24 protein-coding genes and 1 pseudogene are annotated in these 21042 nt (G+C 38.6%); 1 reads left to right on the top strand and 24 read right to left on the bottom strand.

Going from position 1 to position 21042, the window contains the following annotated elements:
* Positions 1-66 precede the first annotated feature (66 nt).
* The 23 genes from recN to ACXYMX_RS06325 form a co-directional block, all read right to left on the bottom strand.
* The gene (gene recN / locus ACXYMX_RS06435) at positions 67-1764 is read right to left on the bottom strand and encodes a DNA repair protein RecN (protein ID WP_459043417.1); all 1698 of its coding nucleotides are present in this window, start codon (positions 1762-1764) and stop codon (positions 67-69) included.
* 15 nt (positions 1765-1779) lie between these two features.
* Complete coding sequence (gene ahrC / locus ACXYMX_RS06430) at positions 1780-2229, bottom strand: transcriptional regulator AhrC/ArgR (protein WP_459043416.1); 450 nt, start codon at positions 2227-2229, stop codon at positions 1780-1782.
* A gap of 58 nt (positions 2230-2287) precedes the next feature.
* On the bottom strand, positions 2288-3109 hold the full coding sequence (locus ACXYMX_RS06425) for a TlyA family RNA methyltransferase (protein ID WP_459043415.1): 822 nt from the start codon (positions 3107-3109) through the stop codon (positions 2288-2290).
* Complete coding sequence (gene dxs, locus ACXYMX_RS06420; RefSeq protein ID WP_459043414.1) at positions 3106-5007, bottom strand: 1-deoxy-D-xylulose-5-phosphate synthase; 1902 nt, start codon at positions 5005-5007, stop codon at positions 3106-3108. The genes ACXYMX_RS06425 and dxs overlap by 4 nt, the downstream gene beginning before the upstream one ends.
* A 149-nt stretch (positions 5008-5156) precedes the next feature.
* Positions 5157-6041 carry a polyprenyl synthetase family protein gene (locus ACXYMX_RS06415; protein ID WP_459043413.1) on the bottom strand — a complete coding sequence of 295 codons (885 nt, stop codon included), beginning with the start codon at positions 6039-6041 and terminating at the stop codon, positions 5157-5159.
* Positions 6034-6276 carry an exodeoxyribonuclease VII small subunit gene (locus ACXYMX_RS06410; protein ID WP_459043412.1) on the bottom strand — a complete coding sequence of 81 codons (243 nt, stop codon included), beginning with the start codon at positions 6274-6276 and terminating at the stop codon, positions 6034-6036. Before ACXYMX_RS06410 ends, ACXYMX_RS06415 begins: the two co-directional genes overlap by 8 nt.
* Positions 6277-7632: an exodeoxyribonuclease VII large subunit gene (gene xseA, locus ACXYMX_RS06405; protein ID WP_459043411.1), complete on the bottom strand. Its 1356-nt coding sequence runs from the start codon at positions 7630-7632 to the stop codon at positions 6277-6279. It abuts the gene before it with no gap.
* Between the two features lie 122 nt (positions 7633-7754).
* A complete protein-coding gene (gene folD / locus ACXYMX_RS06400) occupies positions 7755-8606 on the bottom strand; it encodes a bifunctional methylenetetrahydrofolate dehydrogenase/methenyltetrahydrofolate cyclohydrolase FolD (RefSeq protein WP_459043410.1) in 852 nt (283 codons plus the stop codon).
* A 21-nt stretch (positions 8607-8627) separates the two neighbouring features.
* Positions 8628-9011: a transcription antitermination factor NusB gene (gene nusB, locus ACXYMX_RS06395; RefSeq protein WP_459043409.1), complete on the bottom strand. Its 384-nt coding sequence runs from the start codon at positions 9009-9011 to the stop codon at positions 8628-8630.
* Between the two features lie 130 nt (positions 9012-9141).
* Complete coding sequence (locus tag ACXYMX_RS06390) at positions 9142-9537, bottom strand: Asp23/Gls24 family envelope stress response protein (protein ID WP_459043408.1); 396 nt, start codon at positions 9535-9537, stop codon at positions 9142-9144.
* Positions 9538-9558: 21 nt separating this feature from the next.
* Positions 9559-10902, bottom strand: a complete 1344-nt coding sequence (accC, locus tag ACXYMX_RS06385) for an acetyl-CoA carboxylase biotin carboxylase subunit (RefSeq protein ID WP_459043407.1) — start codon at positions 10900-10902, stop codon at positions 9559-9561.
* Positions 10903-10916: 14 nt separating this feature from the next.
* Positions 10917-11411, bottom strand: a complete 495-nt coding sequence (gene accB, locus ACXYMX_RS06380; protein ID WP_459043406.1) for an acetyl-CoA carboxylase biotin carboxyl carrier protein — start codon at positions 11409-11411, stop codon at positions 10917-10919.
* Between the two features lie 444 nt (positions 11412-11855).
* Positions 11856-12056, bottom strand: a complete 201-nt coding sequence (locus tag ACXYMX_RS06375) for a cold-shock protein (RefSeq protein WP_378156680.1) — start codon at positions 12054-12056, stop codon at positions 11856-11858.
* Between the two features lie 255 nt (positions 12057-12311).
* A complete protein-coding gene (locus ACXYMX_RS06370) occupies positions 12312-13538 on the bottom strand; it encodes a hypothetical protein (RefSeq protein ID WP_459043405.1) in 1227 nt (408 codons plus the stop codon).
* Between the two features lie 312 nt (positions 13539-13850).
* Entirely contained in the window at positions 13851-14393 is a 543-nt protein-coding gene (locus tag ACXYMX_RS06365; protein WP_459043404.1) for a SpoIIIAH-like family protein, read from the bottom strand.
* The gene (locus ACXYMX_RS06360; protein WP_459043403.1) at positions 14390-14809 is read right to left on the bottom strand and encodes a hypothetical protein; all 420 of its coding nucleotides are present in this window, start codon (positions 14807-14809) and stop codon (positions 14390-14392) included. The genes ACXYMX_RS06365 and ACXYMX_RS06360 overlap by 4 nt, the downstream gene beginning before the upstream one ends.
* Positions 14810-15052: 243 nt before the next feature.
* The gene (locus ACXYMX_RS06355; protein ID WP_459043402.1) at positions 15053-15952 is read right to left on the bottom strand and encodes a stage III sporulation protein AE; all 900 of its coding nucleotides are present in this window, start codon (positions 15950-15952) and stop codon (positions 15053-15055) included.
* A 16-nt stretch (positions 15953-15968) separates the two neighbouring features.
* Entirely contained in the window at positions 15969-16367 is a 399-nt protein-coding gene (locus tag ACXYMX_RS06350) for a SpoIIIAC/SpoIIIAD family protein (RefSeq protein ID WP_459043401.1), read from the bottom strand.
* A complete protein-coding gene (locus ACXYMX_RS06345; RefSeq protein WP_459043400.1) occupies positions 16346-16555 on the bottom strand; it encodes a SpoIIIAC/SpoIIIAD family protein in 210 nt (69 codons plus the stop codon). The genes ACXYMX_RS06350 and ACXYMX_RS06345 overlap by 22 nt, the downstream gene beginning before the upstream one ends.
* A gap of 96 nt (positions 16556-16651) precedes the next feature.
* Complete coding sequence (gene efp, locus ACXYMX_RS06340) at positions 16652-17212, bottom strand: elongation factor P (RefSeq protein WP_459043399.1); 561 nt, start codon at positions 17210-17212, stop codon at positions 16652-16654.
* A 14-nt stretch (positions 17213-17226) separates the two neighbouring features.
* A complete protein-coding gene (locus tag ACXYMX_RS06335; RefSeq protein ID WP_459043398.1) occupies positions 17227-18285 on the bottom strand; it encodes a M24 family metallopeptidase in 1059 nt (352 codons plus the stop codon).
* Positions 18282-18731: a type II 3-dehydroquinate dehydratase gene (gene aroQ / locus ACXYMX_RS06330; RefSeq protein ID WP_459043397.1), complete on the bottom strand. Its 450-nt coding sequence runs from the start codon at positions 18729-18731 to the stop codon at positions 18282-18284. Before aroQ ends, ACXYMX_RS06335 begins: the two co-directional genes overlap by 4 nt.
* A gap of 62 nt (positions 18732-18793) precedes the next feature.
* Positions 18794-19231, bottom strand: a complete 438-nt coding sequence (locus ACXYMX_RS06325; protein ID WP_459043396.1) for a hypothetical protein — start codon at positions 19229-19231, stop codon at positions 18794-18796.
* A gap of 126 nt (positions 19232-19357) precedes the next feature.
* On the opposite strand from ACXYMX_RS06325, the gene ACXYMX_RS06320 reads away from it, so the two are divergent.
* The gene (locus ACXYMX_RS06320; RefSeq protein WP_459043395.1) at positions 19358-20341 is read left to right on the top strand and encodes a DUF1385 domain-containing protein; all 984 of its coding nucleotides are present in this window, start codon (positions 19358-19360) and stop codon (positions 20339-20341) included.
* Between the two features lie 57 nt (positions 20342-20398).
* Here the strand turns inward: ACXYMX_RS06320 and ACXYMX_RS06315 are convergent.
* Positions 20399-21004 (bottom strand): annotated as a pseudogene (locus tag ACXYMX_RS06315) (vitamin B12-dependent ribonucleotide reductase); the annotation flags it as partial.
* Between the last annotated feature and the right edge of the window lie 38 nt (positions 21005-21042).

Genomic DNA, 21042 nt, shown 5'->3' with positions numbered 1-21042 from the left:
TCCGTTCACGGGAATGTTATGAAAGGGTAAATCAAGCAAATATGAAGCGTTATATATTTGAATGGGTTAACGAAATGTTTTTTTTCGCTCTGCTGCCAATTTCAATAATTCTTCGGCATGTTTTAAAGTTAGTGGCGTAATTTCTGCTCCAGAAAGAATTCTTGATAGTTCTGCCGAGCGTTTTGTATCAATGACATCTTCAATTATTGTTCGAGTACGTTCTTCCTTAATTTCTTTTTTAATTAAATAATGGTGATCAGCCATAGCTGCAACTTGAGGCAAGTGAGAAATGCAAAGTACTTGGGAATGCGTGGCTACCATGGAAATTTTTTCTGCAATTGCTTGTGCGACTCGTCCACTCACACCTGAATCAACTTCATCAAAAATGATTGAGGTTACGCCCTGATGTTTTGAAAAAATGGTTTTAAGAGCAAGCATAATTCGAGATAACTCTCCTCCAGATGCAACTTTAACAAGAGGTTTGAGCGGTTCTCCTATGTTTGTTGAAATATGAAAGGCTATATTATCTTTTCCATTAACGTCGAAATGATTCCCTTTTAATTGTTCAAAATTTACGCGAAATGCTGCATTTTCCATATGTAACTGCTTTAATTGTTCCATAATCGCACTTTCTAAATGTGACGAAGCATCTTTACGAATAATGGATAGTTCCTCTGCTTCTATTTCAAGGTCTTCGATTAAATTTTTAAGTTTCTCCTGGTCAGCAGCTAGTCTTTCATCACGATTTACTAATTCATCTAATTCATCGGCTATTTTGTCTCGATAAAGAAGAATATCTTCAACAGTTCGTCCATATTTTCGTTTCAATGTCAAAAGTTGTGAAAGCCGATCCTCGACTGTTTCAAGTCGAATTGGGTCAAATTCCATGTCGTCTAAGAATTTCTTTAATTCATGCGCCGTGTCCTGTAATGCGAAAAAGCTCGTTGCGATTGTCTCATAATGAGGATTCAATTCCTTGTCGACAACTACCGCATCTTCTATATCACTCATTGCAGACCCGACCCAATCTATCGCACGAGAGTCTCCACTTAGGGATTCGTATGCCGTATGTAAGCGTTCATATAATCTATTGAAATTTTGAAGTTTATGTTTCTCCTCTTCTAATAGGGATTCTTCTTCTATTTGTAGAGAGGCCTCATCAATTTCTTTTAACTGAAAAGAATATACGTCAATTCTTTGCGCAACAAGTTGTTCGTTCTCATTTGCCATCTCTAACTTTCTTTGTAGTTTTCTATAATCTTTGTACAACTCGGAATAACTTTCATATGCACTTGCTAACTTTTTACCTGCAAATTGATCTAACAGGTGTATATGTCTTCGTTCTTGCATAAGTTCTTGATTTTCATGTTGCCCATGAATATCAATAATTTGAGAACTGATTTCCCTCATAGTCGCGATAGTGACGAGTTTGCCATTTACTCGACAAACACTTTTTCCATTCGAATTCAAATCTCTTCTCAGGATAACTACGCCATCTTCTGCTTCTATTCCAAAGTCTATCAACTTATTCAAAACTGGGTGTGAAGGGTTCTCAATCGTAAACTGACCTTCTAATTCAGCCTTTTTCGCTCCATGTCTAATAAAGTCCTGAGAACCTCTTCCCCCTGACAATAGCTGGACTGCGTCAATAATAATAGATTTACCCGCACCAGTCTCTCCGGTTAGAACTGTTAATCCCTCTTGAAACGTAACTTCCAAACTTTCAATAATTGCAAAGTTTTTAATTGAAATTTCAGTTAACATGTTGTGTCACCTCTTTCAAAGCATTGCTAATAACTTTTCTTTTACTTCTGAGGTGTAGGATTCCTCCCGACAAATTAGAAGGCACGTATCATCTCCGCAAATTGTGCCGAGTAATTCTTCCCAATCTAGGTGGTCAAGAAGAGAGCCTACTGCTTGAGCATTGCCCGGCAGTGTTTTCAAAACAAGAAAATGTCCCGCACCATCAATGCTAACGAAAGCGTCATTCATCGCCCGACTCAATTTTTCTTCGGTATTATGCGACCGTACTTGAGGTAAGCTATATTTGTATCGTCCATCTGGTAAAGGTACTTTAATTAAATGCATTTCTTTTATATCACGCGATACGGTTGCTTGAGTTACTTCAACACCCGCACTTTTCAAACTTTCAACCAGATGATCCTGTGTTTCAATTTCAAATTTCGAGATAATATCTCGGATTCGTATATGCCTATGCCCTTTATTCAATGAAATCACTCCAATGCTATATTATCCGTCGATAAGAAAAGCGCGCATCGACTGCGCGCTACACTAATTCCTTGTATGCGTCACGGATGAGCGTATCAAACATTTCGTCATCAAATAACTTTTCCGGTGCGTCATCGGATGTTAGGTGAAAAAGAAACTCAATATTTCCCTCTCCACCTGTTACTGGTGAAAATGAGGCTCCTCGCAAACTAAACCCTTCTTCGAAAGAAGCATCCGCAATTCTTTTAAGTACTTCTAAATGAGTTGAAAATTCTTTCACAACACCTTTTTTGCCTACTTTACCTTTGCCTGCCTCGAATTGAGGTTTAACGAGGGCAATAACATCTCCACCATCGCAAATTATCTGCTTAAGTGCGGGCAAAATAAGCCTTAAAGATATGAACGATACATCGATCGTTGCAAATTCAGGACGCCCCTCAGTAAAAAGATCCAGTGTTGCGTGCCTGAAGTTTGTTCGTTCCATGACTGTTACTCGAGGATCTTGCCTAATTTTCCAAGCAAGTTGATTGTACCCCACATCCAGAGCATAACAGTGAGATGCACCTTCCTGCAGCGCACAGTCTGTAAATCCACCTGTAGAAGAACCAATATCTAGAAGGATTTTTCCGCTAACATCAACCTCAAACACTTGCAGTGCCTTTTCCAGTTTTAATCCGCCACGACTGACATATTTAATTGCTTTTCCTTTAACAAGTAAAGGGGCATCCGATAGAATTTTTTCCCCTGGTTTATCAAGCCTTGTTTCTGCAGAGAAAACGATTCCTGCCATAATAGAGCGTTTAGCTTGTTCCCTTGTTTCAACTAATCCTCTTTCAACAAGTAGAACATCCACCCGCTCTTTACTAGGCCCGGCCGTCATACTGGTTCACGTTCTGTTGATTTTTTTCGAAGTAAAGATTCGATATCTTCAGCAATGTGATTTGCAGTCATACCAATTTCTTTTAGTAATTCGTTCACATTACCATGTTCTATAAACTTATCTGGAATTCCCATTCGACGAATTGTAGATGATGAATACGACACATCGTTGGCATATTCAAGAACTGCACTTCCAAATCCTCCGGCAAGTACCGCTTCTTCTACTGTTAGAATTGGGAGTTGTGAAGCAAATATGGAATCTAACATCGCCGTATCAATAGGTTTAATAAATCGGGCATTTACAACTCGAACCGAAATCCCTTTGGACTCCAGTTTTTCTGCAGCTTCAAGCGCCATTGGAATCGTTGTTCCGAAGGTTAAAATCACAGCTTGATTCCCAGGTTTAATTACTTCCCAACTGCCAATAGGAATCGCTTGGAGCTCTTCGTCCATTGGTATACCAAACCCGTTACCTCTTGGATAACGCATAGCAATTGGACCATCATCGTAATCAATTGCGGTTTTCACCATATGCTGACCTTCATTTTCATCTTTTGGCATCATAATTACAAGATTTGGCATATGTCTAAGAAAAGCAATGTCGAAAACACCTTGATGGGTTTCCCCATCGGCGCCAACTAATCCAGAGCGATCAATTCCAATAAAAACATTTAAGTTTTGTCTAGATACATCGTGTAGCATCTGATCGTAAGCACGCTGTAAGAATGTCGAATAGATTGCAAGGAATGGCTTCATCCCTTGTGTTGCGAGTCCAGCAGCCATGGTTGTCGCATGTTGTTCAGCAATTCCAACATCAAAGAATCGATTTGGAAATTCCTTGGCAAATGATTCTAGTTTCGATCCAACAGGCATTGCTGGTGTAATCGCAACAATTCGCTTATCCTCACGTGCTATCCTTCGAACTGTTTCAGCTACTAAGCCACTCCAAGATGGCCCACTGGAAGCTGATTTAACAAAATCGCCTGTGTTAATCTTATATGGACCTGTGCCATGCCATGTTCCAACTTTGTCTTCTTCTGCTGGTGTGTACCCTTTTCCTTTCTTCGTAATCACATGAAGAAGTACGGGACCTTCCACTTTTTTTGCATACTGAATGTTTCGCTCTAAATCTGACAGATCATGACCGTCAACAGGACCTAGATAAGTAAATCCAAGCTCCTCAAAAAAGACGCCTGAAACGAGAAGATATTTCAAACTATCTTTCACGCGTTCTGCTGCGTCCGCAACTTTCCCGCCGACAGCTGGAATCTTGCGTAGAACGTATTCTAATTCATCTTTTGCTGAATTGTATTTTCCAGTTGTACGAAGTTTAGCAAGCACGCCATGGAGTGCCCCAACATTTGGAGCAATCGACATTTCATTGTCGTTCAAAATGACAATCATATTCGTTTTTTCATCACCGATATGATTTAACGCTTCGAGGGCCATTCCTCCTGTGAGTGCACCGTCACCTATTACTGGTATCACAAAATTCTTTTCACCCTTCACATCACGAGCTGCTGCCATTCCCATCGCTCCGGAAAGCGAAGTTGAACTGTGGCCTGTTTCCCAAACATCATGAATGCTCTCGTTCGTTTTTGGGAATCCGCATAAACCCTTATATTGTCTTAACGTATCAAATTCAGATGCGCGTCCAGTCAATATTTTGTGGACATACGCTTGATGCCCTACGTCCCAAAGAATCTTATCATTCGGACTGTCAAACATTCTATGGAGCATAATTGTAAGCTCAACAACACCAAGGTTCGGTCCAATATGACCACCGGTTACAGATAATTTCCCAATAAGAAATGCCCTAATTTCTTCAGCAAGCTTCATCATCTGATCTTTATCAAGTTTCTTAATAAAAGACGGGCTTGTAATTTCAGTCAAATCCATAGTTATCACACACCTTCACAAAATAATTTCTACGGATGAATAATGTTGCTAACAGTATAACAATAAGAACGATTAGTATAAAGGATTGGTTCCTTTCTCGACATATAGTTATTAGCCTGTTCCTCACTCGACTTATTAATACATACCCGTTAATAGCTCCGCTTAACAATATAGTCAGCAAATAAAGCTAAAAGTGATTCTTCATTTTCTAAAAACAAAAGTGACTGTTTCGAAATAAAGTGATATTCATCTAGTTGTTTCTTTGCGCCTTCTAGGCCTAACAATGAAGGATAGGTTGCCTTATCGCTAGCTTCGTCACTTCCAGCAGTCTTTCCTAATTCTTCCGTTGTTGCAGTAATATCAAGTATATCATCTTGAATTTGAAATGCTAAACCTATATTTTTGGCATAGGCTTTTAATGAGTCTGTTTGATCTTTTTCTAGACTTGCAAGTTCTGCCCCAGCCTCTATGCAAAAAGAAAGGAGGGCTCCGGTTTTATTCAAATGAACTTCTTCCAACATGGATAATGTAGGTTTACTTGCTTCTCCTTCAATATCAAGAATTTGTCCACCAACCATACCTTGTGCACCTGACGAATTGGACAGAAGGCGCACTAGTTCTAGTATTTGTGTTGGCGGGGTATTTGGAAGTCGACTCAGTACGTTAAACGCTAATGTTTGAAGAGCATCACCAGCAAGAACCGCTACTGCTTCTCCGTAAACTTTATGGTTTGTTAATTTACCTCGTCTATAATCGTCGTCATCCATACATGGTAGATCATCATGAATTAGTGAATATGTATGAATGAATTCTACTGCACAGGCAACGAGTAAAGCATCTTTTGACTCGACTCCAAGATCTTTGAGCGTGGCAAGTACTAGAAGTGGCCGGATTCTTTTACCTCCGGCGTTTACAGAATAGGCCATAGAGGATTTCAATAGTATGGGTCCTTCGATTTCATCCAATAAAACATTTAGTTGGTTATCAATAATGGGTATATGTGTATCAATAAAGCTTTTTAGTTTTTCATGCATCTGAATCCACACCTTGTGTTGGATCAATTGGTACCTTGTTGCCATCTTTGTCAATCATCGAAATAAGCTGTTTTTCAGCATCCTGTAATTTACCATGGCAATATGCGGATAATTCCATCCCTTTTTTGTACAAGGTAATTGCATCCTCAAGTGGAACATCACCCGTTTCAAGCTGCTGTACTACTTTTTCTAGATTTTGCATCGCTTCTTCAAAGCGGGGCGGCTGATTTTCCAATTAGCTTTCCTCCTTGTCATTTGTAGATTTTGCTTGGACAATCGCTTCCGCTGTCCCATCATGTAGTTTGATTTCTATTTCCGAGCCTATCGGCAAAGAGTTAATTGAATTTACTACATGTCCTTCTTGATATATGATCGAGTACCCTCGTTCCATCACATGGAGGGGATTAAGTGCCTGCAACATTCTTACAGAGGATGTAAAACGGTCTGTATGTACTCTTAAGTCCTGTTGGACAATCCTTTGTAATCTCTCCGTCAACATCGTGACAGACTTTTTTTCTTCTTTAATTTTTTGGTTTGGAGAATACGATGCAAGTATCCCAGTAAGTTTTGATAACTCAGAAGTTCTACTTCTAGTTATATCATTTCCACTTCTTAACAGTCTTTCTTCAAGACCGCTTAACTTCTCAGTAAATGGTCGATAGAGTCGATCAGGATATTGAAGTGGATAGGAACTTTGTAGTGCAGTAAATCTCTTTTGTTCAGTCGCTATTTTACTTGCTAGTGACCGATATACAGATCGTTTTCGATCAAGTATTCGTTCAAATAGTTCCAATTGCGAAGGAACAACAATTTCTGCGGCCCCAGTCGGTGTTGGAGCCCTTTTGTCCGAAACAAAATCGGCAATCGTCGTGTCTGTTTCGTGACCTACAGCACTAACGATAGGAATTTTACTGCAGAAAATAGCTCTAGCAACAATTTCTTCATTAAACGACCATAAATCTTCAATCGAACCTCCACCACGTCCAACTATCAATACATCAATCGAACCAACTGATTCAGCTTGTTCGATTGCGCGAACAATGGACTTAGCTGCTTGGGTACCTTGTACAATTGCTGGAAACAGAACGATTTCAGCTAACGGATACCGTCTTCCGATAGTTGTACAAATATCTTGAAATGCAGCCCCTGTTTGTGCTGTTACAACACCAATTGTTGTCGGAAAAGGAGGCAACGGCGATTTCCAACGCTCGTCAAACAAACCTTCTTTACTCAACTTTTCTTTCAATTGCTCAAATGCAAGATAAAGTTCGCCAATTCCATCAGGTTGCATCGTTTGCGCATACAATTGATATTGTCCGCTCGCTTCGTATACACTGACATCTCCTGTAATAAGAACATTCATACCATTTTCGGGTCTGAATTTTATTTTGGATGCATTTGCTTTAAACATTGCGGATTGAATCCGACTTTTGTCATCCTTTAACGTAAAATAAATATGACCACTCGGATGGTTGTTTACGTTTGATAATTCCCCTTTAACATAAACGTTTCTTAAATGGGGATCCGCATCAAATTTCCTTTTTACATATTTAGTTAAAGCTTGTACTGACAAATAAGGGTTACTAGTCAAAATATACGCCTCCAAATCCCCATATGCCAAACACTTACAAAGTAGAATGGTTGAAACGAACCCACTTCTACTCTAAATAAATGTATATTGATTCGACGGCATTATTATTGGGTGCACTCTTTTTAAATTAATGATTGTTCAGCGCTATGAAGCGTATTTTTTAAAAGCATTGTAATTGTCATAGGGCCAACTCCACCAGGAACAGGTGTAATTGCAGATGCGAGATTTTTAACTGCTTCAAAATCTACATCCCCACAAAGCTTTCCATTTTCATCTCTATTCATTCCAACGTCAATAACGACTGTTCCTTCACTCACATGCTCTGCGCCAATGAATTTTGTGCGTCCAATAGCTACAATTAAAATATCAGCTTGTTTTGTTATGGAAGCTAGATCTTTTGTTTGAGAATGACAGTATGTTACAGTCGCATCTCTTTGAAGAAGAAGCTGCCCCATTGGCTTACCAACAATGTTGCTACGCCCAACAACTACTGCATGCTTCCCTTTAATTGGCGTGTTCGTACGTTCGAGCAATTTAATAATTCCGTATGGTGTACAAGGTAAGAATGTTGGCTGCCCAATCATCATTTTACCAACATTGACAGGGTGAAAACCGTCAACGTCCTTTTGAGGATCAATTGCGCTGATTACTAGGTTTTCATCAATATGTTTTGGCAATGGAAGTTGAACCAATATTCCATGTATCGTCTGATCTTCGTTAAGTTTCTGGATTTGAAGTAGTAATTCTTCTTCAGTAACAGTCGCAGGTAGCGAAATCAATTCCGATTTCATCCCAACTTCTGTACTTGATTTCTGTTTATTTCTGACATATGTATGCGATGCTTGGTTTTCACCCACAAGAATAACCGCCAAGCCCGGAGTGCATCCTTTTTCAATCAAAACATCTACTCGTTCTTTTATTTCCTCGCGAATCATTGATCCAATTACTTTACCGTCAATTAAACTCCCGTTCATTTTGCATCTCTCCGTCCGAAATTATTGGTCTTTCGTGAATTTCGACAAAACGCCATTAACGAATCTACCCGACTTTTCATCGCCAAATGTTTTACAAAGTTCGATTGCTTCATTCAATACTACTCTGTCTGGTACGTCCTCATTAAATAGCAGTTCATAAACTGCAAGTCGTAAAACTGTACGCTCAATTTTAGGTAAACGATCCAACGACCAGTTCTCTAGATTTTCTTTTAAAGCTGCATCAATTACTTCCTTATTTTCAACCATTCCACGAACTAATGTCTCGTAAAATTGATTGGCTGGTTCTTCTGTAATATACATAATTGCATCGTCTACGGACAAGTCCGTGTTATCAAGCTGAAAAAGTGTTTGGACCGCCTTTTCCCTTGCTTCTCTTCGTTTCATGTTCAGTCTCCTCTACTACCGTATCTCTAAAGAGATATCATAGCATATTTAGGTTATTAAAATACAGTATGTCACTTTTAATTTACATTGAAAAGCACCATCCTTTTAGGACGATGCTTTTTGGGTTCCATTAATCTAATTCTGTTTCACTTTGAATTCCGGTTATATGGACATTAACTTGTTTTGTCTCAAGAGAAGTCATATGATATATTGCATCTCGAACTTGTTTTTGAATTTCCTTGGCTACCGCCGGAATTGAAAAACCGTATTCTACAACACAATACACGTCAACGGCTAGACCTTCCTCAATCCACTCTGTTTTAACACCCTTACCATGCATTGCACGCCCAAATTTTTTCGCAACTTCTGAAGCAAAATTACCCCTTGTGTTTGCGACACCTTTCACTTCGGTCGTTGCGATTCCAACAATAATTTCTAAAACTTCGGGAGCGAGCTGAACACGTCCCAATTCAGCATCCCCAGTTTTAGCAGATCCTATGAATGAAGGCATTGTTTTCTCAGCCATTTTCATCCTCTCCCTTCTTACTTACATTACTTCATATTTTTCAAGAAACTTCGTATCAAAATCTCCTGATTTAAATACTTCATGATCCATTAGATTGGCATGGAATTGGATCGTCGTTTCGACACCTTCTACGATAAATTCATCAAGTGCGCGCTTCATCCTCGCAATTGCTTCTTCACGAGTATCAGCATGAACGATTAACTTCGCAACCATAGAATCATAAAATGGCGGGATCGTATATCCTGTATAAACTGCAGAGTCTACACGTACACCGAAACCACCTGGTGGCATATACATTGTAACTTGTCCTGCTGAAGGCATAAACTTTTTCGCAGGATTCTCTGCATTTATACGACATTCTATCGACCAACCGTTAATCTTCACATCTTCTTGTTTATAGGCTAGTTTTTCACCAGACGCAATTTTTAATTGTTGTTTAACTAAGTCGATGCCTGTAACCATTTCAGTAATTGTATGTTCAACTTGAATACGCGTATTCATTTCCATGAAATAAAACTTTTGATTAATATGATCGAAGATGAATTCCACTGTTCCAGCGCCTCGGTAATTTACTGCCGTTGCTGCCTTAACTGCTGCTTCGCCCATTTCTGCTCGAAGTTCAGGAGTTATAGCCGGAGATGGAGCTTCTTCAATCAGTTTTTGCATACGACGTTGGATTGAACAGTCTCTTTCGCCTAAGTGAATCGTATTGCCATACTTGTCTGCAAGTACTTGAATTTCAACATGGCGAAAGACTTCAATGTATTTCTCGATATAGACACCAGGATTACCAAATGCAGCGGCCGCTTCTTTTTGGGTGATTTTCACACCACTAATAAGCTCTTCTTTATCACGCGCTACACGAATTCCTTTTCCGCCACCACCAGCAGTAGCTTTAATGATGACCGGGAAACCGATTTCTTCTGCAACAACCAACGCTTCATTTGCGTCAGCAACAATACCCGTAGAGCCAGGAACTATTGGAACTCCAGCTTTGCGCATTGTTTCTCTAGCCACATCTTTAGTACCCATGCGTGAAATAGCATCCGATGTTGGACCAATAAATTCGATATTGCATTCCTCACACAATTCAGCAAAGCTAGCATTCTCCGCTAAAAAGCCATACCCTGGATGGATTCCATCACAGTTCGTAAGGTTAGCGACACTCATAACGTTCGAAAAGTTTAGGTAACTGTCTTTTGATAACCTAGGACCGATACAATATGCTTCGTCTGCAAGTTCAACATGAAGTGCTTCACGATCCGCTTCTGAATAAACCGCTACAGTTTCAATACCAAGTTCTTTGCAGGCACGGATAATACGTACCGCGATTTCTCCTCGATTTGCAATTAAAACTTTTTTCATTTGCTTATCCCCCTTCAATTCTTTCTAACTAAGAAAAGGGGCTGCCCGTATTCAACTAATTGTCCATCTGCTGCGAGGACCTCAACAATCTCCCCTGAAACTTCTGCTTCAATTTCATTGAATAACTTCATAGCTTCAACGATACAAACGATTGATTCTTCATTTACTTTATCACCAGTCTGTACATAAGCCGACGCTTCAGGCGAAGACGACGCATAAAACGTACCTACCATAGGTGATAGTACTTTGTGTAAGGAAGGATCTTCTTCCGTTGCTACTTCTGTAGGAACAACTTGAACGGGCTGTTGAGGAGCAGCTATAACTGGCTGTTGCACTGCCTCAACTACTGGCGCTGCTTGTTCTTGAACTGGAGCAACTTGTGATACCTGTCCGCCGTTACCTCCTTTTTTCAAAACAATTTTTGTACCTTCTGATTCAAATGTAAATTTCTCGATTGAAGATTGATCAATTAATTTAATAATTTCCCGAATTTCTTGAATTTTCAACATAATCAATTCCCCTTACTAATATTTTATATAGTTCTACTCTATATTAGACGTTTTCGCTTCATATTGAAATAGATTTGGTTAATTTATCTTCAAATCACCTGTTATTTGGTCTAAAACCACTACCAATTGTCGGAATTTGCGAGGGGTTGCGCACATATTTTCATTACCAATACAAATCGTAAATCGATTTTCGTTCAAAAAAAACCCTTTTTAGCAAGGGTTTTTGTTTTCTTAAGTAAACTGTTTCAAGATCTACCTAAAATCTATATATATATGTGGTGGAGACGGCGGGAGTCGAACCCGCGTCCAAAGGCTCTTTCACTCAAGTATCTACGTCACTAAATATCTGTATATTAAGCCCTTATATACTTGGGAGAATTAAATAAAAACTAATTTTAAACAAAAAAAAGAGACCCTACATGTAGGGTCTCAATTCAGCTAATATTAAGCTTTTTGAACGTTAGTAGCTTGTAGGCCACGTTGTCCTTCTTCAATTTCAAATGTTACACTTTGACCTTCGTCTAAAGATTTGAAACCTTCGCCTTGGATAGCTGAGAAATGTACGAATACGTCTTCTCCTGCTTCACGTTCGATAAATCCAAAACCTTTTTCTGCGTTAAACCATTTTACTGTACCTTGTTCCATTATTGTTGCCTCCTAGTGTGGAATTCCACACAATGTGTTACTATCCTTGCTCAAATACCTTAGACGAATAACAAAATCTATTCTTAATCTGAAATCGAACAAAAATAACTCTTCTTAACAATAACAGATTCAAGTTGAAATAGCAACTAGTTTAGTTTGTTAATGAATTTTCTTTGCTATAAGTAAGAGTTAGATGTTGATTTCAAAAAGACGACTAGATGAATACATTTCATTAATCATTTGACCATCGTGACTTTAATCCACTCCACCTTCTAAAGAAATATCATCAATTTCTGTTCCCTCTTCATTAAAGTTTATGTTTAAGTAATAGTTACCGACTTTATAATACATATGTAAATAATCCCTACTACGCCACTCTTCAATTGGTTCGCCCAATTCTTCCTTTACCTCTTCCATACTAAGCATTGGCTGAATGATACTGTTATTCACGGTAATCCCATTTACTTCGGCACCTTGAATTACATAACCATCGTAGCCGAGACTCACTGTCCCAAATGCAGGAATGCTATGATCAATGATTGGTTCTCCTAGCCGGGAAATTACGTCTTCAATATTTTCCCCAAGATAAACATTGATGCCGTTTATCAAACCAAGTCCTACTCCATATAGCAAATCTTCATCAATACGTACTATTGGCTTTTCTGAGACTTCCCAATCCGCAGATCGTTCTGCATCGACTTGTACTTCATTTTCTTCATCGTCATAATAAATATCATTTGTGTTTTCTCCATAATAATATTCACTTGTATTTTCATTTTCAAATCCTTGTTCCGTTGATGATTCTGTAACTTCTGGATTTACGGGTTCCCCATCTGCACTTCCATTTAGAGAATGATTCAAACCTATGTTTTCTTCACCTACAAATGACACTTCAATTTTGTAGTCTTCATTGGAACTAGGATCTACCTTTCCAAAGAGATCGTTTGTACTACGAGAAATGGTTATTAAACCGTACAGACTTTGTTCAGGCAGTTCATAATAATATTCCGAAACATCATGAATTTTAGTATATCGAGCTAATTCATTTCTTTCTTCTGTAGAATAACTTTCTTCATAAAGATAGTAATTGCTAAAAGGAAGCATTTTTTCACCAATTGAACGGATCTCGCTAATATCTCCCTCTACATAAATTCCCATCGCGTCAATACGATTTGTATCTGGATCATAATTCACAAATATCTTTTGTCTGTCGCCTAGCAGATAAAAATCGACTTGATCCCCTGATTCAAACGCTACATCACGGAACATTGAATAGGCTTTGTTCATGTCCTGTCCTATGCGAGGGTATTCTAACTTTGATAATTTGGAAACTTCGTCTATCTTTAAAACAACTTTTCCGTTTTCGAATCCCTTATCTAGTATTGGCATGTCAAAATTAACAATCCCCATTTTCCCTAAAATAAATAAGGTAGCAATTGTTGATACGACAACGATACCCACAATTTTGATGATATTCTTCAAAGCAACTTCCTCATTTCAAACTATGTTAATGAATTCCCACGTTTCAATTCTGTTGCTCAATCGATTCGTTGCGCTTCATTTATGAAAGATTAATAGTCGGTAATATAAAAAGTAGTAGAACTCCAAATTAATTGCTGCGCTCAGGTTCTATACTCCTATTATAATGTTTAACTGTAGATCTATTGTACTTGATACTTCATGATTCAACAATAGTCTGTGGTTAATTCTATATACCTAAAAAAATATCATTTGAAAATTTATGTTCAGGATTAAAACAAAAAAAAGACCCTTTTACAAGGGCCTTCGTTTCCTTCAAGAACCTGTTTCAAAGTCCACCTTAACATTACGTGCTTCTTCCCAAGTTGTCATTACTAGATGCATAATCTCATTCGCTTGCTTCTTAGATTGACCATCCATCGTTAAGACCCTAACGTTAACTTGACCTTTATCCGTCTTCACAAAAGCATCTGGATAACCCAGCGCTATTATTTGCATTTCCATTAAGGTCTCTATGGAATCTAGTTTTATAAGTGCTTCCATCTGATCGTATGCCTCGTTCTTTTCATCTGATGAAAGACCAGCATTTAATATTTTCGATGTAAGTTGATCGTTAAGTAAACTTCTTTCATTCCGAACCGTCATTCTCATATCATCAAATATATAACTCTCCGCAAAAACCGGAGTTTGTATATCCGTCTCATTTGCTTTATCATCATTTGTTACCTTAGGCTTGCCCTCCCCAAAAAGTGCTATACCATCAAATGGTTTTGGGTTGTTGTTCATGTAAAAAATCGAGATCACAGCAACTAGACTTATCAATGTTAGAAACCATACCGTTCTTTTATTCGCTTTCATCCAGATTCCCCCTTTTTTTTCATTTCAGAAATGACGATTCGATGTTCTGGTACTTGGAGAACAGCAGACAAAGTTTTCGATAATTCATTTCGAATCCTTCGGTCGCCTGCACCTTCAGCAATGACAAGTATGCCTTGTAAACGGTTTGCTTTTTTCGTTGTTGTGTTGGAAAGGGAAAAGTAATCGGATAAAGTATTTCCTTGTTCCCCATCTTCAAAATGAAAGTAAATCGTTACTTCTCCTACCCCTTCCATATTCATCAATACATCTTCTAGTGCCGCATACTCTTGACCAGCCCCCTTATCCTTTGCCTTCTCTCCTCCAATTCCAAAAATACCGGAATTAATACTAATGATGATCAGAACAATAATGGTCCCTAAGAGAACTGTGTGACTTTTCTTCTTCGGTTTTTCCACATTATCACCATCTTCGTTCAATGAGCGGTCTATACTATCTGTCATCAATGGTTTAGTTTATGCACTTTCACATGAAGCTATGACCAAAAAGTGAGAAGACAGCACGGATAATCCAAATTCCCATCGCCATTTTAATTATCGGAAGAAATGATTCTTCTAAACTATCCGGAAACAACAGCAAGAGTAGAGAGGCTAGCAACGATATTGAAATGACACCCATCAAAAATTTTCCATGTTCTCACCTCACTGGGATGACGTTAGTAATTTAACGAGAATAATTGAAAAAAGTGCAGTATAGATGAAGGCAAAAGCAATGAGAAAGGAAACCGCACATAAGACAAATAATGTTTTACCTATGTCATCAATGACGCCCGTTATATCTTCATGAGCGAAAGGTTCTATTAGCGCAGCAGTCCATCTATAGAAAAATGCAGTAATTAAAGTTGATAAAGATGGTATTAACGCAACAGTCCAAATCGACGTGATGAGCCACCCACCTGCAAATATACTGACACCTGATGAATATTTCCCAATTGTACTCAAACTCTCTGTCATAAATGAACCGATGAGTGGAACGTTTTGTCTAATGAGTTCCTTTACAGGGCCACTCGTTAATCCTGAAAGAGCCCATGTAAGTGTTCCTCCTGTAGTAATGAAGATCGAATACCCCGCAACTAATGCGGATACAACTCCAAGCAGAGTCGTCCGAATAAGTTCTGCCATTTTTGTAAAAGGAATTTCTGGTAACAATCTAGATGCAACGTCAAAAATTAAGGTTGCGGTTAGTAAAGGGATGAGCAATTGATCGGTAAGTACAATCGCACCATTCGCAAATAAAAGCATAGCCGGTTGAAAGTTTAGTAAACTAAATGCGCCTCCCGAAGCAATCATACTGGCTGTTAAAATTGGATAAACACCTATAAACATCAGAGATACTGACTTGGCTATTTCTCGAATAAACGAAAAGTGTTCAAATGCAGGTTGAAGTGAGGCTGTAATAATAATGAAAAACAAGATAATTCTCGTCCATCTAGTAAATGACGGGAATACGAAGTCTACAGCCAATGCAATAAATGTAGAAATGAGTATGATAACTAGGCTAGATACTACAGTTCCAAGGATTGCCTGGATGAATGAAATCATAGATATACCCGTCCGATCATTTTGAAATTAGTGAGGAAAGAATATCGATAACCGCTGTCGTTTGATCGATCCAAAGGGTTAAAATTGCTACTTTTACTGCAAAATGGGACATAGACGCCAAGGAACCGTAACCCGCTTCCTCAATATGCTGAGAAACCAACTCCGATATATAAAAAAGGATTGCGCTTCCAATGAGTAGTTTTGCATAAGGGCCAGGTATAGAACTGAATAATTGTACATAGGTTTTTCCGAACGGGAAAATGAGTGTTGTCAACAAGTACAAAAAAAAGAAAAAGAAGATTGACGTGTACATAATTGGTTGAAGTTTAGGCGCTACAAAAGAGAGCATTAACAAAAGCATAAAAACGACGATAATTTGAAATAGAGTCAGCATCACATTGCCATAGATAGCCATTGAAAGAATTCGGATATTTCACTGAAAAAGATCTTCAGAAATCGGAGCATTTCAGCAGTTATATATAAATAACCTATTAAAAATAAGAAAAAAGAAAAATCTTTTTTTCCAGATTGCTCGAAAAAGACATGTAGAATCCCAATAACTAACCCGATACCGGCAATTCGAAGCAAGTCATTTAGTTCCATCCGGTACTCCCCCCATGTCAACATCTTATGTAGCTACTTCAGTCCATATGAAAAAGACCTTACTTCCACAATGGAAGTAAGGTCTTTTAAGGTTAATTATTGAGATCTAGAAACGTATTCGGCTTCTTCTGTATTGATAATTAATTTGTCTCCCGCATTTACGAAGAATGGAACTTGTACAGTAAGTCCTGTTTCAAGTGTTGCAGGCTTCGAACCCCCACTTGAAGTATCGCCTCTAATACCTGGCTCCGTTTCAGTAACTTCTAAAACGACAGTAATTGGTAACTCTACACCCAATACCTCATCTTTGTACTGAATAACATGTACTTCCATATTTTCTTTCAAAAACTTCAATTCATATTCAATTTGACTACTTGTAAGTTCAATCTGTTCGTATGAAGTGTTATCCATAAATACATGATTGTCCCCATCTGCATACAAATATTGCATACGAAGATTATCAATTTGCGCGCGTCCAACTTTCTCTCCGCCACGGAACGTCTTTTCATTAATATTACCTGAACGTAAGTTACGTAGTTTCGAACGTACGAAAGCTGCACCTTTTCCTGGTTTAACATGTTGGAAATCCAACACACGCCAAATATCGCCGTCTACTTCAATCGTAAGACCTGTTTTAAAATCGTTTACTGAGATCATTCTAATTCCTCCAATTATAAGATAAGTAATTCTTTTGTTGAAAATGTCAGACGTTCGTTTCCGGTTTCTGTAATTACGATATCATCTTCAATCCGGACACCGCCGATTCCCGGAAGATAAATTCCAGGTTCAACTGTTACCGTCATGTTAGGTTTTAAAATTGTATTCGAACGGAATGAGAGTCCTGGGCCCTCATGCACCTCTAGACCAATCCCATGCCCTGTCGAATGACCAAATTCCTTACCGTAACCTTTAGACGTAATGTAGTCCCGAGCAAAGCTATCTGCCTCTATTCCTGTCATGCCAGGTTTAATGCTTTGAAGTGCAAGTTCCTGTGCGGCAAGAGTAACTGCGTAGATTTCTTTTAATTTATCAGAAGGTTCTCCTACGGAAACGGTACGAGTGATATCCGATATATACCCATTATACAACGCGCCGAAGTCCAGCGTAACAAAATCGCCTGATTCAATCACTTTATTTGTCGCGACTCCGTGTGGAAGTGCGCTTCTTAGCCCAGATGCGACAATGATAGAAAAGGATGAAGAGGTTGCACCTTGTTTACGCATAAAAAATTCGAGCTCATTGGATACATCAAGCTCCGTAATACCAGGACGAATAAACGTAATAATATGATCAAACGCATCATCCGCAATTTTAGCAGCCGCTTTTAAGACAAGTAATTCTTCGTCAGATTTGACCATTCGAAGTTCTTCAACTAATCCTGCCACAGGCTTCATTTCTACTTCTACTGCTTTATTGTACAATTCATACATCCCAAAAGACATGTCTTCTTTTTCAAAACCAAGCGCTTTCACATTCATGTCTTTTACTTGATGCGCAACTTCTTCCATAATTGTTTTTGTATGCTGAACAATACGAAATCCTTCTATTTCTTTTGCTGCTTGTTCTGTGTAGCGGAAATCAGTAATGAAAACTGCATCTTTCTCTGAAACTACAGCAACACCAGCAGTACCCGTAAATCCAGTTATATACCGACGATTAAATGGATTTGTAATTAATAGAGCATCAATCTCTTCTTTTTTCATTAATTCACGTAAGTTTGTTAGTTTCATAGATTTTTGTCTCCTTTTCTTCGGAGGAGGAAAGCATGCAACGCAAGCTCATATCCGTCCATGCCAAATCCTGTTAATTGCCCTACACATACGGGCGCAATAACGGATGTCTGTCGAAACGGTTCTCGATTATGTATATTTGATATATGCACTTCTATTGTCGGTACATTGACAGATGCAATTGCATCCCGAAGTGCGATGCTGTAATGCGTATATGCACCTGGATTAAAGATAATCCCATCCATTCCTTCATTGACAGTCTCATGAATTCGATCAATCAAAGAACCTTCCGTGTTTGATTGATAAAAAGATACTTCCACATCATGATTGGATGCAAATTGGGTCAAGTTACGCTCTAAATCCATGAGTGTTTCATGACCATACACATCTGGCTCTCGTTTTCCAAGCAGATTCAAATTGGGGCCATTTAATATAAGTAATTTCACCGTTGCAACATTCCTCTCACCGTTTCCTTTCCTATTTTATCACACCGAGAATAAGTGGCAACTTATTTTGGAGTTTCAGTAAAAGTTTCTTTCATATAAACGGCAGTTCCTGTGATAAATCGAAAAATCATTAAAGATACTCCAAGGAAAGGAATAGACAAAGAACCGAACAATGCAATCAAATTTTCCGGGTGATCAACGAACCAGTGGACAATAAATACAAAACTAAGTCCCAAAACGATTGCTGAAATAGAAGGCGGAATTTTATAAAGTAATGAAATAACGATATAGATGATTGCAAACAAAACTGAAAGTGCTAAAATTAGCATCAGCCAATTCACAAGGTGATGCATTAAATGATCCGATGTAAAGAGCTTCCATTTTTTTGACCAACCTACGGGTGACCACTTTATAAAACTAAAATAATGAAGAAACTTCAGTGCAAAGGCTAAAGTTAATGCAGCAAAGAGCGATGTATAAACGAATGTTTTATTTATCATGTCGAAACCTCCTTCACTAAGTGTCGGGCGGTTCCAAAATTTTTAAACATCATTGTGGAGTAGCGAGTGAATTTTTAGTATACTAAAGAAAGATTTAATTTGATTTGATAGAAAGTTGGCTAAATAATGGAGAAATCACAATCAGCGCCCGTTTTTGGTGGGCAAGCACTTATAGAAGGTGTAATGTTCGCTGGTAAGGAAAACACGATTACCGCAATACGAAGAAAAGACGACACCATTGATTATTTTCACCTTCCAAAGGAGCAAAACACTACGCGAATGAAACTGAAGAAAATTCCCTTCATCCGTGGATTGGTAGCACTCTTTGAATCCGCTATTCTCGGTTCAAAACACTTAAACTTTTCCAGCGACCGGTACGACATTATGCCTGGCGAAGAGGAAGAAAATGAAACCGAAGAAACGTCTAAATTAGTTATGGTCCTCGGCGTTGCAGCAGTTGCTGTGTTATCTTTCGTTTTTGGAAAGTTTATTTTCACTCTAGTTCCCGTTTTTCTTGCAGCATCGTTAAAATTTGCCGTTCCATCTGATACGGGTCAAATTTTATTAGAAAGTTTATTTAAGCTCATTTTACTGTTAGGGTATATATCCATTATTTCGATGACTCCACTCATTAAAAGAGTCTTTCAGTATCACGGCGCGGAGCATAAGGTAATTAATGCCTATGAAAACAAATTGCCACTAACTGTGGAAAATGTTCAAGTGCAATCTAGATTGCATTTCCGTTGTGGAAGTAGCTTTATGCTCTTTACTGTTATTGTAGGAATGTTTATTTACTTTCTTGTTCCAGCAGATCCACTTTGGTTACGACTTCTCAATAGAATTCTTTTAATTCCAGTAGTCCTAGGCATTTCGTTTGAAGTGCTACAGATTACAAACGCAATGCGAAATATCCCGGTCCTTAAATATTTAGGTTACCCAGGATTGTGGTTACAGCTATTGACAACGAAAGAACCCGATGACAAACAGGTTGAAGTTGCAATTGCATCATTCGAAAAGTTACTTGAAGTTGAAATTCATGGTGCTTCAGCTCTAGAACCAGTCACACAACCCGAAAAAGAGTCTTCCGCAAATCCGGTGTTGGCGCAATAATAAAAATGGCATCCTCTTCTCGTTCTGAGAAAAGGATGCCATTTTTATATTCTGTTATTAGAGTCCGCACTTCAACTGTGCATTGCAATTTGTACACGTGTTACAGCCGCCCAATTCTTGAACGTTCCCTTGGCGACAAACCGGACATGTGTTGCCCACTTCGGATCCTATCGTTACATTTGTTGAGGCCAATGCTTGAATTGTGTTCACAAGCATAATTGGACGCTCTTTATTTACTGCTTCTTCTTGATAATCCGAGTCCATCTCGTTTTCTTCTGCTTTTAGAGTAAGAACCTGTGAATCTCGGCTTCCGTCAACGTAAACCGTTCCGCCTTTCGCTCCACCCTTATACAAGCGCTCATAAACACTTTCCACTTGCTTCACAGTGTATCCACGAGGGGCGTTCACTGTTTTCGAGATAGAACTATCAATCCAACGCTGGATGATGCACTGGACGTCAGCATGCGCTTCTGGTGCAAGACTCATTGAAGAAATAAACCACTCTGGTAAATTTTCCGGGTCTGCTTCTGGATTGCGCGTTAAATATTCTTCAACAATTTTCGCCTTAACTTCGATAAACTTGCCAAGACGTCCACTGCGGTAATAAGAAAAGGAAAAATATGGTTCTAATCCGGTACTAACTCCTACCATTGTTCCAGTACTCACTTTTGTTACTCTCCTGATTTTAGGAGGGCGGGATT

This window comes from Sporosarcina sp. CAU 1771, from assembly GCF_054482775.1.
Note: the sequence above shows the minus strand (reverse complement) of the source record. Positions and strands in the feature narration are given on the sequence as shown.

Excerpts from the sequence above, each read along its gene's own strand:
- nusB (WP_459043409.1), bottom strand. The coding sequence starts at position 9,011 with ATGAAACGAAGAGAAGCAAGGGAAAAGGCGGTCCAAACACTTTTTCAG.
- ACXYMX_RS06375 (WP_378156680.1), bottom strand. The coding sequence starts at position 12,056 with ATGGAACAAGGTACAGTAAAATGGTTTAACGCAGAAAAAGGTTTTGGA.
- ACXYMX_RS06350 (WP_459043401.1), bottom strand. The coding sequence starts at position 16,367 with ATGGCTATCTATGGCAATGTGATGCTGACTCTATTTCAAATTATCGTC.
- ACXYMX_RS06365 (WP_459043404.1), bottom strand. The coding sequence starts at position 14,393 with ATGAAAGCGAATAAAAGAACGGTATGGTTTCTAACATTGATAAGTCTA.
- ACXYMX_RS06355 (WP_459043402.1), bottom strand. The coding sequence starts at position 15,952 with ATGATTTCATTCATCCAGGCAATCCTTGGAACTGTAGTATCTAGCCTA.
- ACXYMX_RS06390 (WP_459043408.1), bottom strand. The coding sequence starts at position 9,537 with ATGGCTGAGAAAACAATGCCTTCATTCATAGGATCTGCTAAAACTGGG.
- efp (WP_459043399.1), bottom strand. The coding sequence starts at position 17,212 with ATGATCTCAGTAAACGATTTTAAAACAGGTCTTACGATTGAAGTAGAC.
- ACXYMX_RS06335 (WP_459043398.1), bottom strand. The coding sequence starts at position 18,285 with ATGAAACTAACAAACTTACGTGAATTAATGAAAAAAGAAGAGATTGAT.
- ACXYMX_RS06345 (WP_459043400.1), bottom strand. The coding sequence starts at position 16,555 with ATGGAACTAAATGACTTGCTTCGAATTGCCGGTATCGGGTTAGTTATT.
- ACXYMX_RS06415 (WP_459043413.1), bottom strand. The coding sequence starts at position 6,041 with ATGCATGAAAAACTAAAAAGCTTTATTGATACACATATACCCATTATT.
- ACXYMX_RS06425 (WP_459043415.1), bottom strand. The coding sequence starts at position 3,109 with ATGACGGCCGGGCCTAGTAAAGAGCGGGTGGATGTTCTACTTGTTGAA.
- dxs (WP_459043414.1), bottom strand. The coding sequence starts at position 5,007 with ATGGATTTGACTGAAATTACAAGCCCGTCTTTTATTAAGAAACTTGAT.
- accB (WP_459043406.1), bottom strand. The coding sequence starts at position 11,411 with ATGTTGAAAATTCAAGAAATTCGGGAAATTATTAAATTAATTGATCAA.
- folD (WP_459043410.1), bottom strand. The coding sequence starts at position 8,606 with ATGAACGGGAGTTTAATTGACGGTAAAGTAATTGGATCAATGATTCGC.
- accC (WP_459043407.1), bottom strand. The coding sequence starts at position 10,902 with ATGAAAAAAGTTTTAATTGCAAATCGAGGAGAAATCGCGGTACGTATT.
- ACXYMX_RS06320 (WP_459043395.1), top strand. The coding sequence starts at position 19,358 with ATGGAGAAATCACAATCAGCGCCCGTTTTTGGTGGGCAAGCACTTATA.
- recN (WP_459043417.1), bottom strand. The coding sequence starts at position 1,764 with ATGTTAACTGAAATTTCAATTAAAAACTTTGCAATTATTGAAAGTTTG.
- ACXYMX_RS06325 (WP_459043396.1), bottom strand. The coding sequence starts at position 19,231 with ATGATAAATAAAACATTCGTTTATACATCGCTCTTTGCTGCATTAACT.